Genomic DNA, 14,803 nt, shown 5'->3' with positions numbered 1-14,803 from the left:
GCCCGAAACGGCAGCCGCCCCGCAAATCCGCCTGCCCGGTGCCGCGGCGGCGGCGTCCTCAGCCGCCCCCGCCGAGCACGATCCGCCGCACGCCCTCCCACCGTTCGGGGTCGGTGACCCGGCGGCCGTCGAGCAGCACCCGCACGCCCGGGAAGTCGATCGCGCCGAGGTCCCGGTACTCGGGGTGGTCGGCCTGCACGACCAGCGCGGCGGCGGGCTTGCCCTGGTCGGGCGGCAGGCCGAGCGCGGCCAGCTCCTCCGGCTGGTAGAGCGGGTCGCTGACGCCGACCTCCGCCCCGGCCGCCCGGAGCGCGGCGACCAGCGGGAAGACCCCGGAGTACGCGGTCTCCTTGACCCCGCCCCGGTAGGACGCGCCGAGCACCGTCACCGCGACGCCCGCCAGCGGGCCGATCGCGCCCTCCAGCAGGCCGACCGCGTACGCCGGGACCTGCTCGTTGGCCTCGCGGGCGGCCCGCACCACGCCGGCCCCCGGGTCGTTCCACAGGTACAGCCGGGGGTAGACCGGGATGCAGTGGCCGCCGACCGCGATGCCGGGGCGGTGCAGGTGGCTGTAGGGCTGCGAGTTGCAGGCGTCGATGACCTCGGCGAGGTCGACGCCGACCCGGTCCGCGTACCGGGCGAACTGGTTGACCAGCGCGATGTTGACGTCCCGGTAGGTGGTCTCGGCGAGCTTGGCGAACTCGGCGGCCTCCGTCCCGGACAGCGCCCAGACGCCGTTGCCGCGCGGCAGGTCGGGGCGCGGGTCGAAGTCGAGCACCGCCCGGTAGAAGGCGACGCCGCGCCGGGTGGACTCCGCGTCGATGCCGCCGACCAGTTTGGGGTAGCGCCGCAGGTCGGCGAAGACCCGCCCGGTGCGGACCCGTTCGGGGCTGAACACCAGTGCGAAGTCCCGTCCGGCGGCCAGCCCGGAGCCGGCCTCCAGCCGCCGGGCGAAGCGGCCGCGGACGGTGCCCACCGGCAGGGTGGTCTCGTAGCTGACCAGGGTGCCGGGGCGCAGTCCGGCGGCGACGGCGTCGGTGGCGGCGTCCAGCAGCGCGAAGTCGGGGTTGCCGTCGGGGTCGGTGACCAGCGGGACGACGATCACCACGGCGTCGGCCCCTGCGGTGGCGGCGGCGGTGTCGGTGGTGGCGCGCAGCCGGCCGGCCGCGACGGCCTCGGCGAGCCGCTCGTCGAGGTGCGCCTCGCGCGGGAAGGGGGGGCGGCCGGCGGTGACGGCGGCGACCACCTCGGGGGCGATGTCGGCGCCGGTCACCAGGTGGCCCTTGCCGGCGTACTGCACGGCCAGCGGCAGGCCGATCTTGCCCAGGCCGACCACGCAGACGTCCAGCACCGCGTTCTGCTGCGGGGCCGCGCCCGCCGCGTCCGGCTCCGGGGCCGGGCCCGCCGGGTCCCCGGCGGGCCCCGCGTCCTGCTCCAGGAGCGCGTCCCGCACCGGAGTGCCGTGCACCGCGTCCCGCTCCGGCACCCCGTTCACCGGGCACCCCGCAGCAGCCCGGTCAGGCCGTCCCGGCGGGCCCTGCGCAGCACGCGCTTGACGGCCCACCGGGCGCGGCGCAGCGGCGCGGGGACGAGGCGGCGCCAGCCGGCCGGCCCGGGGGCGCGGCCGAGTTCGAACAGGGCGTCGGGCAGGCCGAGGCGCTTGTCGCGGAACATCGGGTGGTCGGCGTAGAGCCGGGAGCCGCGCCGGACGGCGGGCGGCTCGCCGTGGTCCTGCTCCCAGGTGATCAGGTCGCACAGGGCGAGCAGTTCGCCGCGCCGGGCCAGGGCCAGCCGGAGCCGGGCGGGGACGGGCAGGGTGCGGAACACGGCGGGCGAGCAGTGCCGGTCGGTGAACCGGCCGATCTCCTGGACGATCCGGCGCTGCACGGCGGGCGGTTCGGCCAGGAACGGCGCCTGGAGCAGCTGCGGGACGTCCCAGCTGAAGTAGCGGGCCCGCACGGCGTCCCGGTCGGGCCCGGGCAGGGCGCTGCGGTCGAGCACCTCGTGGGCGGCGGCGAAGCCGCGCAGCCGGTCCATCGGCCCGGCCCGGTGGGTGACGTTGGAGCGGTCCCGGCGCAGCACCAGGTGGTAGTAGTCGTAGTCGGCGAGGACGGAGACCTTGCGGGCGTGCAGCAGCGCGCCGAGGGTGAAGGGCTGGTCGGAGTGGATGACCAGGTCCTCGCGGCGGCGCAGTCCGTGGGCGGTGACGAGTTCGCGGCGGAACAGCTTGGTGTCGCCGAGCGCCCAGGCGAGCGCGGAGTCCGTGAAGCCGACCTGTTCGGCGGTGCGGTCGAAGATGCCCTGCGGGACGACCCGGCCGTGTTCGCCGACCTGCTTGGGGATCAGCACGTCGGACTGCCAGCGGTCGGCGGCCTCGACCATCCGCTCCAGCGCCTCGGGGCCGAGCCAGTCGTCGGCGCCTAGGTACAGCAGGTAGCGGCCGCGGGCGAGTTCGGTGCCGCGGTTGGTGGGTCTGGCGGGGCCGCCGGAGGCGGGCTGCCGGACGGTGCGGAACAGTCCGGGGTGGGCGGCCGCGTAGCGGGCGAGTTCCTCGGTGCTGCCGTCGCTGGAGCCGTCGTCGACGGCGACCACCTCCATCCGGTGCGGCTCGATGCTCTGGCCCACCAGCGAGTCCAGGCAGGCGGTCAGGTAGGGCATGGTGTCGTGGACGGCGATCACCACGCTGACGTCCGGTCCTTGCTCGGTCACGAGGTGTCAACTCCCGTACCGGCCGACTGGTCACCTTCGCCACCCGAACGGGTGAGGGGGCTCAGGCCACCGGCGCGGCGGCGCTCCCGGCGTAGATCCGGGCGATCACGTCCTCGATCGCGGGCTCCCGCAGCGACAGGTCGACCAGCGGGTAGCGCTCGGCGACGGCGGCGACGATCGGCGCGGCGCTCTGCCGGGCCGGGAAGGCCAGCCACTGGCGCGGGCCCTCGGTCTTGACCACCCGGACGCCGGGCAGCTCGATCGGCGGGTGCGCTCCGGCCAGGTCGACCACCAGGGTGCGTTCGCTGCCGCCGATCTCGTGCAGCCGCTCCAGCGGGCCGTCCAGGACGAGGCGGCCGTGGTCGATCACCATCACCCGGCCGCACAGCTGCTCGATGTCGGTCAGGTCGTGGGTGGTGAGCAGCACGGTGGTGCGCCGCTCCCGGTTGGTCTCGCGCAGGAACTCGCGGACCTTGGCCTTGCTGACCACGTCGAGCCCGATGGTGGGCTCGTCGAGGTAGAGCACGCCGGGGTCGTGCAGCAGGGCGGCGGCGAGGTCGCCGCGCATCCGCTGGCCGAGCGAGAGCTGCCGGACGGGGGTGTCCAGCAGGGCGGCCAGGTCGAGCAGTTCGACGCAGCGGTCGAGGTTGGCCCGGTACCTGGCGTCGGGGATCCGGTAGATCCGCCGGGCCAGTTCGTAGCTGTCGCGCAGCGGCAGGTCCCACCACAGGGTGGTGCGCTGGCCGAACACCACGCCGATCCGGCGGGCGAGTTCGGAGCGGCGGGCGGCCGGGTCGACGCCGGCCACCCGCAGCCGTCCGCCGGTGGGCACCAGGATGCCGGTGAGCATCTTGACGGTGGTGGACTTCCCGGCGCCGTTCGGGCCGATGTAGCCGACGCACTCGCCCTCGGCGACGCTGAACGTCAGCCCGTCGACGGCCCGCACCTCGCGCCTGCCGCGGCGCCAGCGCCCTTCGCCGGTGCGGACGGTGAAGCTCCGCCGGACGTCCTCGACCTCGATCATCGCCGTGGTTCCCCTTCCGTCAGCTTCCGGTGGAGCGGTAGGCGCGCAGCCCGGCCCGCCAGGCCAGGCCGGCCGCCAGCAGGCAGAGCGCGGCGGCCAGCGGCGCGGCGAACCGGAAGCCGACCGGCAGGCCGAGCGGGTCGGGCCGGCCCAGGACGTGCAGGGCGGGCAGCCAGTTGACGAAGGCCAGCGGGACGCCGAACACGGTGCCCGCGACGACCTCCCGGGCGAACACGGTGGGCGGGTACTGGAGCAGGGTGGCCCCGCCGTACGTCACCGAGTTCTGCAGTTCGGCGGCCTCGCCCCACCAGAACTGCACGCAGGAGCAGCCGACGAACAGCGCGCAGAAGATCAGCGTGCCGCAGAGCAGCAGCGCGGGCACCATCAGCACCCGGTCCCAGGTCCAGTGCACGTCCAGCGCGGCGAGCGACCAGCCGAGCACGGCGAGGGCCTGGAGCAGCCGGCCCAGGCGGCGCAGCGAGAAGCGCTCGGCGGCGAGCTGGGCCAGCGCGGGGGCGGGCCGGATCAGCATGGTGTCCAGGCTGCCGGCCCGCACCCGCTCGCCCAGCCCGCTGACCGAGCCGACCAGGACGTTGGCCGCGCCGAGCGCGATCGAGGAGGTGGCGTACAGGAAGGCGGTCTCCGGCAGCGTCCACCCGGCCAGCTGCCGGGTGTGGCCGAACATCAGCAGCAGGACGGTGAAGTCCAGGAAGGTGATCAGGGTGTTGGCGACCAGGCTGAGCACGAACGAGGCCCGGTAGGCCATGGTGGAGCGGATCCACATCCCGGCGATCAGCCACCAGGAGCGCACCGCCCAGCCGGCCCGGGCCGCCAGGCCCTCCGGCTCAACCACCCTGCACCACCACCCGGCGCACCGCCAGCGCCTGCCCGGCCCGGCCGAGGGCCAGCAGCGCGGCGGCCCAGGCCAGTTGGAACCCGTACAGGCTCAGCAGGCCGGTGCCGGTGCGCCGCCGCAGCAGCACGTCGGCGGGCAGCTGCACCATCGCCGAGAACGGCAGCGCCCGGGCCAACTCGCCCAGCAGGCCCGGGAAGAGGGCCAGCGGGAGCAGCATCCCGGAGAAGAACATCGACACCACGGTCATCGCGGCCCGCACCCCCTCGGACTCGTGCAGCCAGAACCCGGTCAGCGAGGCCAGGAAGCGCAGCCCGAAGCTGACCAGCACCGCCAGCGCCACCGCCAGCAGGAACTCGGCCCACACCAGCGGGCTGCGCGGCAGCGCCAGGTCGAACAGCGCGGCGCCCACCAGCACCGGCAGCGCGCCCCTGGTGACCAGTTGGAACGCGGCCCGCCCCAGGTCGGTGGCCAGCCACCAGCCCTGGAAGTCCACCGGCCGGTAGAGGTCCACCGCGATGTCGCCGCTGCGGAAGCGCGCCTGGAGGTCGTCCTGGAAGCCGCCGCCCCAGACCGCGACCGTCGCCAGCAGGGCCTGGCTGATCCAGATGTAGGTGACCGCCTGCGCGGCGTCGTAGCCGCCCAGCCCGGGCCGGGCCCGCCAGAGCGCGAGCATGGTGTACGCCAGGATGATCCCGAACACGCTGTTGGTGACCGTCCCCGCGACCGTCGCCGCCCGGTACGTGGAGTAGCGCCGGAACGCGCCCCGGGCCACCGACCAGTAGAGCGCGCCGACCACGATGCCCCCTCGCCGACGATCCCGGTACCCGGACGGCCCACCATGCTACGCCCGGCACCGGCCGTCCCGCACCCCGTTTGTTCCGGGTCCGGCCCTGTCGGCACGGCTGCTACAGGTACAGCCCGGTCGAGCCCTCCAGGTCGCCGAACCGCCCGGCCGCCACCGCGTGCAGGTCGCGCTCGCGCAGCAGCACGTACGTCGCCCCGCGGACCTCGACCTCCAGCTTGTCCTCCGGGTCGTACAGCACCCGGTCGCCGGGCTCGACGGACCGGACGCTCTGGCCGACGGCCACCGCCTCGGCCCACGCGCAGCGGCGCGACAGCTCGGCGGTCGCCGGGATCAGGATGCCGCCGGTGGAGCGGCGCTCGCCCTCGCCGGTCTCGGTCCGCACCAGCACCCGGTCGTGCAGCATCCGGATCGGCAGCTTCTCGCCGAGCCGGTCGTGCCGCCCGTGCCGGTCGTGCGGTTCGTCCCGGTCGGCCGCGGCCGTGTTCTGCGTGTCGTTCTCGCTCACGCCCCGACCGTACCGGACCGGGGAAACGGCGGGGCCCCGGGCACCGGCCCGGGGCCCCGCGGCGGGCTGCGGTCAGCCCTTGCGCCGCCGCCGCGCCGAGGCGATCAGCAGCACCACGCCGACGCCGACCAGCGCGGCCGGCACCACCCGCTCCGTCCGCAGCCGCCCGTCCTCGTCGACGAACTTCGACTTCACCTGCTCGACGGCGCCGCTCGCGGCCACGTACGCCTGCCCGGCCTTCTGCTCGACCGAGGCCCGGACCTTGGCCTTGGCCTGCGCGGCGACGGTGGCCGGGTGGACGCGCATGGCGAGTTCGTCGAGGGTCACGGCGAGCCGGTCCCTCGTCCCGGCGATGTCCGCCTCGATCTGGGCCGTCGTACGCGGTGCCGACGTGTCCTTGCCGCTCGCTGCCACTGGGGCCACCCCATCTCTGTTACCGCTAGGTACTTCTTCTCCGTCGACAGTCTGTCAGCTCACCGCCGCACGCGCGCAGCGCCACCCACCAACGGGAGTAGGTTGATCCCGCAGCACGACCACCCGTCCACTCCCGAGGAGAGCCCCGATCGTGAGCGAGCGCCTGCAGCCCGGCGACACCGCCCCCGCCTTCACCCTGCCCGACGCCGACGGGAAGGAGGTGTCGCTGGCCGACCACCTGGGCCGGAAGGTGATCGTCTACTTCTACCCCCAGGCGCTTACCCCGGGGTGCACCAAGCAGGCCTGCGACTTCACCGACAACCTGGAGGTGTTCGCGGGGGCCGGCTACGACGTGATCGGCGTCTCGCCGGACAGGCCGGAGAAGCTCGGGAGGTTCCGCGAGACCGAGCAGCTGAAGGTGACCCTGCTGTCCGACCCGGAGCACCGGGTGCTGGAGGCGTACGGCGCGTACGGCGAGAAGGTGAACTACGGCCGCACCTACCAGGGCGTGATCCGCTCCACGGTCGTGGTGGACGAGGAGGGCAGGGTGGAGCGGGCGCTGTACAACGTCCGGGCCGCCGGCCACGTCGCCAAGCTGCTCAAGGACCTGAAGGTCGGCCGGTGAGCTCCTGAACGGCGCAGCGGTGGCGGCCGACCCCCCGACCGGGTCGACCGCCACCGCCGTTCATGGGCCCGGGGCCGGGCTCAGCAGGCCCCGAGGTCCGTCCAGGCGCCCCAGGCGCCGCTCAGCGAGGGGTCCTCGTTCGTGGTCCACCACTTGTTCTGGTAGTAGTGGCCCTTCCACGACACCTTGGTGACGGTGGCGTAGACGGCGCCCGCGCTCCAGCTCGGCGCGCCCGAGCAGGTCCCGGTGCTGGCCGAGGCGGAGGCGCTGGCCGACGGCGAGGCCGACTTGGAGGGCGAGGCGGAGGCGCTGGCCGACGGGGACGCCGACTGCGAGGCGCTGGCCGACGCGGACGGCGAGGCCGACTTCGAGGGCGACGCGGACGCGGAGGTGGACGGGGACGGCGAGGCGGTGCCCGCGGTGGTGCCGCGGGTGAAGTCGCCGGTGATGCCGTACAGCGTGCCGCCGACGTTCACGGTCCAGTTGGCGGGGGTGGAGACCGGCAGGTAGTAGACGAAGGCGACGTCCACCGAGGCGCCGGGCGCCAGGGTCTGCCAGGTCGGCAGCTTCAGCGAGACCCGGTTGTAGGTGCCCTTCAGGCCGCCGACGTTGCTGCCGGTGTGGTCGGCCCGGATCACCTTGGAGCCGAAGCCGGACTGGTCGGCGGCGTTGGCGGGCGCGGAGACCGAGTAGTCGAACTGGAACTCGGTGCCGCCCGGCAGGGTGGTGGTCGAGTTGTTGACGATGTGGATCTTCGGGTTGATCGGGTAGTTGTTGTCGCCCAGCGCGAAGTCGGTGAAGGACACGTCGATCGGCAGGGTCTGCTGCGGCAGCGCGATGGTGGAGCGGGTCGCACCGTACGCCGAGGCCGACTTGAACTTGTCGTACAGCAGCGAGGTCATGGTGCTGCCCTGGACGTACTCGCCCTTGCCGCCGTTGGCGGTGGCGTCCCACTTGTAGTCGCCGGCCAGCTCCCAGATCATCGCGCCGCCGACGCCCTGGTTGACCACGTAGTCGGCCTTGGCGCCGATCGACTGGTCGTCCTCGGTGGAGAGGAAGACCTTCTTGTCGGCGTTCCACAGCCAGGGGGCGACCAGCGACGAGCTGTAGTTGCGGGCGTAGGTGCCCTTGAGCGAGGTGTCGCTCACGCCGTACTTGGCGAGGTAGTCCGGCAGGACGCCGGCCTCCAGGTTCTTGGCGTGCCACATCGGGTTGGAGCCGGCGGGCGACTCCTTGCCGTTGTCGTCCAGGTCGTGCCAGATGTTGTCGACGCCGACGGCGCCGTCACCGCAGGTGGTCAGGCCGGAGCCGGCCGGGCAGGTGGTGGTGGAGGAGGTGCCCCACAGGCCGTTGGTGCCGCCCTGCACGTTCTGGAAGCCGCGGGTGTAGTACGGCACGCCGAGGTTGATCCGGCCGGCCGGCATCGCGCCGCGGAAGTAGTGCACGGCCCAGTCGGTGTTCAGGTAGCCGATGCCGCCGTACTGCGAGGTGCCGTACACGTTGGCGGCCGCCAGCTCGGCGTCCTTGCCGTCGTCGTACAGCGCGGCGTTCGGGCCGACGTACTTGTTCCAGGCGCCGTGCAGGTCGTACGACATGATGTTGACGTAGTCCAGGTACTGGGTGACCTGGAAGGTCTCCATGCCGCGCAGCAGGTAGCCCGAGGACGGGGCGGCGACCGACAGCAGGTAGTACTTGCCGTCGGCGGCGGAGGCCCGGTCGAGCTTCTCGCGCATGGTCTTCAGCAGCGCCGCGTAGCCCTTCATCAGGGAGGCGCGCTTGGCGTTGGAGAGCGAGTAGTCGAGCGGGTTGCCCGCGTCCTTCATCGAGGTCGGGTACTCGTAGTCGAGGTCGACGCCGTTGAAGCCGTACTTCTTGATGAAGCTGACGGCCGAGTCCGCGAAGGTGTTGATGCCGGCCTGGTTGACCGACCCGTCCGCGTTGGTGGTCATCGAGTAGAAGCCGCCGGAGTTGACCCGCTGGCCCGAGTCGTCGAAGTAGCCGCCGGTCTCGGCCCAACCGCCCACCGAGATCATGGTCTTGACGTTCGGGTACTGCTTCTTGAACTTGCTGAGCAGGTTGAAGTGGCCCTTGTACGCGTACGCCGGGTCCATCTCCGCGCCCGCCACGCCGGGGAAGGTGATCCCGGTGGAGGCGTTGTTCGCGTTGTCCGTGCCGACCGACAGCGTGTTGTCGGACGCCACGTGCGCGAACGCGTAGTTGAGGTGGGTGACCTTGTCCCAGGGGATGTTGTTCACCAGGTAGGCGGGCGTGCCGTCCTTGCCGGTGCGCCAGCTGGTGAAGTAGCCGATGACGCGGCGCTGGTGGTCGGCGCCCATCTGCTCGCGCCCGCTGGTGTCGTAGACGTTGCAGTAGGGGACGTCGACACCGGGCGTGGTGTACATGCCGTCGGGACGACACGCCTGGTTGTCGACGGCGGCGGCGGACGGGGCCACGCCGAGCGTGCTCATCAGCAGGCCCGCCAGGCCGGCGGCCGCGGTGGTGGCGAAGGCCGTCCTGCGGCCCTTGGAGTGGCGGCCGGCAGCGGTGGGACGCTGCTCCACCTTGTTTCGGATCAACACTCGGTCCTCCTGGAGAGAGTGTCGTGCGCGCGGCCGAGGGAAGCCGCACACCTGTGGGGGAAGTTCCGCCGAACCTAAAAGGTCTGGACCATCCCCGTCAACAGGTCTGTACCAACTTGATATGAAGGGCCGGACCGTCCGCATTCGGACGATCCGGCCCTCACCAGGGGGAACTGACGCTACTTCATGCTTCCGGTCATCGCGTTGACGAGGGTTCCGGCGCTGTCGTCGGCCTCCAGCGAGTAGGCGAAGATGCCGCCGAGGCCCTTGGACGCGGCGTACGAGCCGCGCGCCGCGATCGCCTGCGGGGTGTCACCGGTCCACAGGCTGGTGCCGTCGTAGATCCACGAGCTCTGCGTGGTCGGGTCCCAGTGCACCGCCGAACCGCCGGTCTTGCCGGCCGCCGCCAGCTCCTTCCAGAACGCCACGCCCGCGGTCTGGCTGGTGCCCTGCGCCGCCGACGGGCCGGTCGCGCCCTGGTACAGGCCGTAGTTCGAGCCGGCCTGGACGCCGGTCCAGCCGCGGAAGTAGAACGGCACGCCCAGCACCAGCCTCTTCGCCGGGAAGCCGCCCTTGATGCCGTACGCCGGGGCGCCGTTCAGGTAGGCGTTCACCGCGTTGTCCACGGTGTACTTCTGGGTGCCCGGGGCGACCGGGTTGCTCGGGTCGTTCGGGCTGTCGTACAGCGGGTCCTGGAGGTTGGTCGGGCCGGTCGCGTCCCAGCCGCCGTGCATGTCGTAGGACATCACGTTGCCGTAGTCCAGGTACTTCCCGATCTGGTCGGTCTGCAGTAGCGCGATCTTGTCCTGGCCGGACGGCAGGGCCGCGGTGAGCAGGTACTTCTTGCCGACGGTCTGCCCGTACGCGTCCAGCTGGTTGCGGAACTCGGCCAGCAGCGCGGTGAAGTTGGCGGTGTCGGCGGCCGAGTAGTGGTTGCCGGTGTGGCCGCCCGCGGAGGCCGGGTACTCCCAGTCGATGTCGATGCCGTCGAAGATCCCCATCGCCGCGGCGGCCCCGCCGGTGGCGTCGCCCTGGATCGAGGGCAGGTTGCCCTTGATGAACATGTCGATGCAGGAGGAGACCAGCTTCTTGCGCGAGGCGTCGGTGGCCGCCGCGTCCGAGAAGTACTTGGAGTACGTCCAGCCGCCCAGCGACATGGTGATCTTCAGGTTCGGGTACTTCGCCTTGAGCTCGCGCAGCTGGTTGAAGTTGCCCTTCAACGGCTGGGTCCAGGCGTCGGTGGTGCCGTCCACCGCGATGTCGGCGGTGTAGCCCTTCTGGTAGTCCGCGAACGCGTCGCCCGCGCCGTCGCCGGCGTTCGGGTTGTTGTCGTTGGTGTCGGCGGCCTTGATGGTCTCGAAGCAGCTCAGCGTGGACGGGTTGATGTTGGCGAACGCGTAGGTCATCGTGTTCAGCCCGCTCGCCGCGCCGGTGGCGGCCATCGTCGACGGGTAGTACTTGTTCCCGTAGATGCCCCACTGGGCGAAGTACGCCGACTTCAGCGCGCCGCTCGGGGCCGCCCCGGTGGTGACGGTCACCGGCGCGGAGTACCCGCTGCTGTGGCCGTCCTTGTCGTAGCCCTGCACGGTGAAGGTGTACGGGGTGTTCGGCAGCAGCGAGGAGACGGTCACCGAGGTGCCCATCGAGGTGGCGGTCTGGGTCGTGGTGCCGCCGGTGAAGATCCGGTAGACCGCGCTGTTGCCGTTCTGCGCGTTGTCGGCGGAGGCGTTCCACTTCAGCGTCACCGCGGTGCCCGCCACGCTCGCGCTCAGCCCGGTCGGCGTGGTCACCACCCCGTCCCCGCCCGGCGTCCCGCCCTGCGAGGCACTGGCCGACGGCGAGGGGCTGGCGCTGGACGACGCGCTGGAGGACGGGCTCGACGACGGACCGGCCGACGCGGACGCGGACGCGCCGGCACTGGCCGACGCGCTCGCCGAGGCGCTCGCCGACGGGCTGGCGGAGCCCGACCCGCCCGGGCCGGTGAGCACCAGGTCGTCCGCGTAGTAGGTGCCCTGGCCGTACCAGCCGTGGGTGTAGACCGTCACCGAGGTGGTCGAGGCGCCGGTGGTGAAGGTGGTGCTGCGGTTGGCCCAGTCCGCGCCGGAGCCCCAGGCGCTGGTGTCGGTGGTGCCGGTGCCGGTGACGCCCAGGTAGGTGTAGTTGCCCTTCAGCCAGCCGCTCAGGCTGTACGTGGTGCCCGGGCTGACCGCGACGGTCTGCGAGCACTGGGCGGTGTCCGAGGCGGAGGCCGCCGCCTGCAGCGCCCTGGCACCGCCGTGCGGGGCGGTGGCAGTGACCGAGCCGAGTCCGGCCGAGCAGTTCCAGCCGGACAGCGTGCCGCTCTCGAAGTCGCCGTTGACCAGCAGGTTGACGGTGGCGGCCGAGGAGGTGCCGCCGATCGCGGTGACCAGTCCGGCGGCGCCGGCCACCAGGGCGGTCGCGGTCACCAGCGCGGCGTGGGCCTTCAGCGGGCGCCGCCCGGTCCGGGCGGCGGAGCGCGCGGTTGTGGCGCGTTCGGGCATGGGTCGCTCCAATGCTCGCGCCCGGCGTGGGGGGCCGGACGCCGTGGGGGAGGAAGACGTGCCTGGGCCCGGCCGTTGCGCACCGCCCGGGGCCCGGATTTCCGCGGATCGGCGCGAACGTACGTGGTCTGGACCACAAGGGTCAATAGGTCTGTACCAATTCTTGAACAAGTCCGGACACCCCGCACCGCCGCCCGAAAGGGTGGTGCACGCCCGCGCAACGGGCCAGTAGCATGGCGGACATCAGGTATCGGCGGTCTTGGCGGAATTGGCAGACGCCCGGGTTTTAGGTGCCCGTGAGAGCAATCTCGTGAGGGTTCGAGTCCCTCAGGCCGCACCGGCGTTGAGCACGCCGAGAGGCCCGCCCCGGGGAGCCGGGGCGGGCCTCTTCGCGCATCCGCCGTCCTCAGCCGAGCAGTTCGGCGACCACCGGCGCCAGCGAGCGGAACGCCTGCCCGCGGTGGCTGATCGCGTTCTTCTCCTCGGCGCTCAGCTCGGCGCACGTCCGGCTCTCGCCGAGCGGCTGGAGGACCGGGTCGTAGCCGAAGCCGCCCGTCCCGGCCGGCTCGGTGCGCAGGGTGCCGTGCAGCCGGCCCTCGACCACCCGCTCGGTGCCGTCCGGCAGCGCGAGCGCGGCGGCGCAGGCGAAGGAGGCGGCCCGGTGCTCCGCGGCGATGTCGCCGAGCTGGGCCAGCAGCAGGTCCAGGTTGGCCTTGTCGTCGCCGTGCCGCCCGGCCCAGCGCGCGGAGAAGATCCCGGGCGCCCCGCCCAGCACGTCCACGCACAGCCCGGAGTCGTCCGCGACGGCCGGCAGCCCGGTCGCCTTCGCCAGCGCGTGCGCCTTGAGCAGCGCGTTCTCGGCGAAGGTCACCCCGGTCTCGCGCACGTCCGGCACCTCAGGGAAGGCGTCGGCCCCGACCAGCTCGACCTCCAGCCCGGCCGCGCCGAGGATGTCGCGCAGTTCGGCGAGCTTGTGCTGGTTGCGGGTGGCGAGAACGAGTCGCTTGGTCATGGGCCCCAGCCTAGTGCGCCCCCGTCGCTCAGCCGGTGCACACCTTGCTGACCCGCCCGGCCGCGCTGCCCAGCGGCCCGAGGTCGGGCGTCCGGTTGTCGTCGAGCGCCTGCTGCACGTTGTCGATCTGGGTCTGCAGGTCGGTGACCGCCCGGCCCAGGTCGGCGTCGTTGGAGTTGCGCCCGAGCTTGTCCACGTCGCCCTTGAGGTTCTGCAGCGCCTGCCCGGCGGCGGCCGGGTCCTGGTCGGCGTTGTTGAACGCCGCGCCGAGCTGGGCGACGTGCGTGCTGACCTGCACCGCGGTGTTGGCGCAGCTGAGCGCCTTCTCGGCGGCGGAGCAGCTCACCGCGCTCAGCGGCAGGACCAGCGCCAGGGCGGCGACGGCGAGCGCGGTGGTGCGGTTGATGCTCAGCGGCTGCTGCATCGGCGAGTCCTCCAGGAGGGTGTGCGGGCTCACCCCGAACGGTAAGGCCGGGCCCGCGTGCCTGTACAGCACTCCCGGGCCCGCCCACCCTCTCTGACGGCCGTTCAGCCCCCGCGGTTCCCTACGCCTCCAGCGCCTTGCGCTGGATCTCGTCCAGCTCGGCGCAGCCCAGGCTGCCGAGGTCGAGCAGCCGGTTGAGCAGGTCGCGGTCGAACGGGGCGCCCTCGGCGGTGCCCTGGACCTCGACGAAGCGGCCGTCGGAGGTGCAGACGATGTTCATGTCGGTGCCGGCCCGGACGTCCTCCTCGTACTGGAGGTCGAGCATCGGGACGCCGTCGATGATGCCGACGCTGACCGCGCTGACGCCGCCGGTGATCGGCTGGCCCTTCGCGCGCAGCAGCTTCTTCTCCCGGGCCCAGGAGACCGCGTCGACCAGGGCCACGTAGGCGCCGGTGATCGCCGCGGTGCGGGTGCCGCCGTCGGCCTGGAGGACGTCGCAGTCGAGCACGACGGTGTTCTCGGCGAGCGCGCGGTGGTCGACCACGGCGCGCAGCGAGCGGCCGATCAGCCGGCTGATCTCGTGGGTGCGGCCGCCGATCTTGCCGCGGACGGACTCGCGGTCGCCGCGGGTGTTGGTGGCCCGGGGCAGCATGGCGTACTCGGCGGTGACCCAGCCCTCGCCGCTGCCCTTGCGCCAGCGCGGGACGCCCTCGGTGACGCTGGCGGTGCACAGCACCTTGGTGTCGCCGTAGGAGACCAGGACGGAGCCTTCGGCGTGCTTGCTCCAGTTCCGTTCGATGGTGACGGGGCGGAGCTGGTCGGGGGTGCGGCCGTCGATGCGAGACATGGGCACGAGCGTATCGGGTCGGCGCCCCGGCCCCGGCGGGGGCGCACGCGCGAGGGCCCGCCGGCCGGTGGTCCCCGGCGGGCGGGCCCTCGCGGGTGGAGCGGGCCTGCGGGGAGGCTCAGCTCACATCATGTCCTCGATCTCGGCGGCGATCGGGTCGGCGTCGGTGCCGATGACGACCTGGATGGCCGTGCCCATCTTCACCACACCGTGCGCGCCGGCCGCCTTGAGCGCCGCCTCGTCGACCTTGGAGGCGTCGTGGACCTCGGTGCGCAGCCGGGTGATGCAGCCCTCGACCTCGTCGATGTTCTCGATTCCGCCGAGACCGGCGACGATCTTCTCAGCCTTGCTGGCCATGGTCTTTCTCCCTCTGTCTCGGCGCTTCGGCGGTCGGTCGCCGGGTGCCGTACTGCGTGTGCGGTGGTGCCGGCCGGAGGTGACCCGGGATCAGTCTGCCGCGCCTTCCGACGGCGCGACCAGC

The 14,803-nt window shown here is 72.7% G+C and carries 14 protein-coding genes and 1 tRNA gene; 2 read left to right on the top strand and 13 right to left on the bottom strand.

What is annotated here, in order from left to right; genetic code table 11:
- Positions 1 to 58: 58 nt before the first annotated feature.
- The 7 genes from ACIQVD_RS27975 to ACIQVD_RS27945 form a co-directional block, all read right to left on the bottom strand.
- The gene (locus tag ACIQVD_RS27975; protein ID WP_400681515.1) at positions 59 to 1,348 is read right to left on the bottom strand and encodes a nucleotide sugar dehydrogenase; all 1,290 of its coding nucleotides are present in this window, start codon (positions 1,346 to 1,348) and stop codon (positions 59 to 61) included.
- Positions 1,349 to 1,491: 143 nt separating this feature from the next.
- Positions 1,492 to 2,709, bottom strand: coding sequence for a glycosyltransferase family 2 protein (locus ACIQVD_RS27970; protein WP_402292057.1), 1,218 nt, complete (start codon positions 2,707 to 2,709; stop codon positions 1,492 to 1,494).
- A gap of 61 nt (positions 2,710 to 2,770) precedes the next feature.
- A complete protein-coding gene (locus tag ACIQVD_RS27965) occupies positions 2,771 to 3,733 on the bottom strand; it encodes an ATP-binding cassette domain-containing protein (protein WP_400680142.1) in 963 nt (320 codons plus the stop codon).
- A gap of 19 nt (positions 3,734 to 3,752) precedes the next feature.
- Complete coding sequence (locus ACIQVD_RS27960) at positions 3,753 to 4,586, bottom strand: ABC transporter permease (protein WP_400680143.1); 834 nt, start codon at positions 4,584 to 4,586, stop codon at positions 3,753 to 3,755.
- Positions 4,579 to 5,385, bottom strand: a complete 807-nt coding sequence (locus ACIQVD_RS27955; protein ID WP_400680146.1) for an ABC transporter permease — start codon at positions 5,383 to 5,385, stop codon at positions 4,579 to 4,581. The genes ACIQVD_RS27960 and ACIQVD_RS27955 overlap by 8 nt, the downstream gene beginning before the upstream one ends.
- Before the next feature lie 109 nt (positions 5,386 to 5,494).
- Complete coding sequence (locus tag ACIQVD_RS27950) at positions 5,495 to 5,797, bottom strand: co-chaperone GroES (RefSeq protein WP_051732111.1); 303 nt, start codon at positions 5,795 to 5,797, stop codon at positions 5,495 to 5,497.
- Positions 5,798 to 5,971: 174 nt separating this feature from the next.
- Entirely contained in the window at positions 5,972 to 6,322 is a 351-nt protein-coding gene (locus ACIQVD_RS27945) for a DUF3618 domain-containing protein (protein WP_370447587.1), read from the bottom strand.
- A gap of 142 nt (positions 6,323 to 6,464) precedes the next feature.
- On the opposite strand from ACIQVD_RS27945, the gene bcp reads away from it, so the two are divergent.
- Positions 6,465 to 6,938: a thioredoxin-dependent thiol peroxidase gene (gene bcp, locus ACIQVD_RS27940; RefSeq protein WP_402292056.1), complete on the top strand. Its 474-nt coding sequence runs from the start codon at positions 6,465 to 6,467 to the stop codon at positions 6,936 to 6,938.
- Between the two features lie 80 nt (positions 6,939 to 7,018).
- Here the strand turns inward: bcp and ACIQVD_RS27935 are convergent, their stop codons facing one another.
- Positions 7,019 to 9,406, bottom strand: a complete 2,388-nt coding sequence (locus tag ACIQVD_RS27935) for a chitinase C-terminal domain-containing protein (RefSeq protein WP_402292101.1) — start codon at positions 9,404 to 9,406, stop codon at positions 7,019 to 7,021.
- A 290-nt stretch (positions 9,407 to 9,696) separates the two neighbouring features.
- Positions 9,697 to 12,039, bottom strand: a complete 2,343-nt coding sequence (locus tag ACIQVD_RS27930; RefSeq protein WP_402292055.1) for a glycosyl hydrolase family 18 protein — start codon at positions 12,037 to 12,039, stop codon at positions 9,697 to 9,699.
- Positions 12,040 to 12,292: 253 nt separating this feature from the next.
- Between ACIQVD_RS27930 and ACIQVD_RS27925 the strand changes: the two genes are divergently transcribed.
- Positions 12,293 to 12,376: transfer RNA gene (locus ACIQVD_RS27925), tRNA-Leu, on the top strand.
- 69 nt (positions 12,377 to 12,445) lie between these two features.
- Here ACIQVD_RS27925 and rdgB read toward each other — a convergent pair.
- The 4 genes from rdgB to ACIQVD_RS27905 all read right to left on the bottom strand — a co-directional run bounded on the left by rdgB (position 12,446) and on the right by ACIQVD_RS27905 (position 14,679).
- Positions 12,446 to 13,051, bottom strand: coding sequence for an RdgB/HAM1 family non-canonical purine NTP pyrophosphatase (gene rdgB / locus ACIQVD_RS27920; RefSeq protein ID WP_400680155.1), 606 nt, complete (start codon positions 13,049 to 13,051; stop codon positions 12,446 to 12,448).
- Between the two features lie 28 nt (positions 13,052 to 13,079).
- On the bottom strand, positions 13,080 to 13,508 hold the full coding sequence (locus tag ACIQVD_RS27915) for a hypothetical protein (RefSeq protein ID WP_400680157.1): 429 nt from the start codon (positions 13,506 to 13,508) through the stop codon (positions 13,080 to 13,082).
- A gap of 88 nt (positions 13,509 to 13,596) precedes the next feature.
- On the bottom strand, positions 13,597 to 14,322 hold the full coding sequence (gene rph / locus ACIQVD_RS27910; RefSeq protein WP_402292054.1) for a ribonuclease PH: 726 nt from the start codon (positions 14,320 to 14,322) through the stop codon (positions 13,597 to 13,599).
- Between the two features lie 123 nt (positions 14,323 to 14,445).
- The gene (locus tag ACIQVD_RS27905) at positions 14,446 to 14,679 is read right to left on the bottom strand and encodes a glucose PTS transporter subunit EIIB (protein ID WP_014135942.1); all 234 of its coding nucleotides are present in this window, start codon (positions 14,677 to 14,679) and stop codon (positions 14,446 to 14,448) included.
- Between the last annotated feature and the right edge of the window lie 124 nt (positions 14,680 to 14,803).

Source organism: Kitasatospora sp. NPDC090308, assembly GCF_044769485.1.
Lineage (GTDB): Bacteria > Actinomycetota > Actinomycetes > Streptomycetales > Streptomycetaceae > Kitasatospora > Kitasatospora fiedleri.
This window is presented reverse-complemented; position numbering and strand designations above follow the sequence as displayed.

What these genes read in the sequence shown, in the direction of transcription:
- ACIQVD_RS27965 (WP_400680142.1), bottom strand. Translation starts at nt 3,733, where the DNA reads ATGATCGAGGTCGAGGACGTCCGGCGGAGCTTCACCGTCCGCACCGGC.
- ACIQVD_RS27905 (WP_014135942.1), bottom strand. Translation starts at nt 14,679, where the DNA reads ATGGCCAGCAAGGCTGAGAAGATCGTCGCCGGTCTCGGCGGAATCGAG.
- ACIQVD_RS27935 (WP_402292101.1), bottom strand. Translation starts at nt 9,406, where the DNA reads ATGAGCACGCTCGGCGTGGCCCCGTCCGCCGCCGCCGTCGACAACCAG.
- rdgB (WP_400680155.1), bottom strand. Translation starts at nt 13,051, where the DNA reads ATGACCAAGCGACTCGTTCTCGCCACCCGCAACCAGCACAAGCTCGCC.
- ACIQVD_RS27930 (WP_402292055.1), bottom strand. Translation starts at nt 12,039, where the DNA reads ATGCCCGAACGCGCCACAACCGCGCGCTCCGCCGCCCGGACCGGGCGG.
- ACIQVD_RS27950 (WP_051732111.1), bottom strand. Translation starts at nt 5,797, where the DNA reads ATGCTGCACGACCGGGTGCTGGTGCGGACCGAGACCGGCGAGGGCGAG.
- rph (WP_402292054.1), bottom strand. Translation starts at nt 14,322, where the DNA reads ATGTCTCGCATCGACGGCCGCACCCCCGACCAGCTCCGCCCCGTCACC.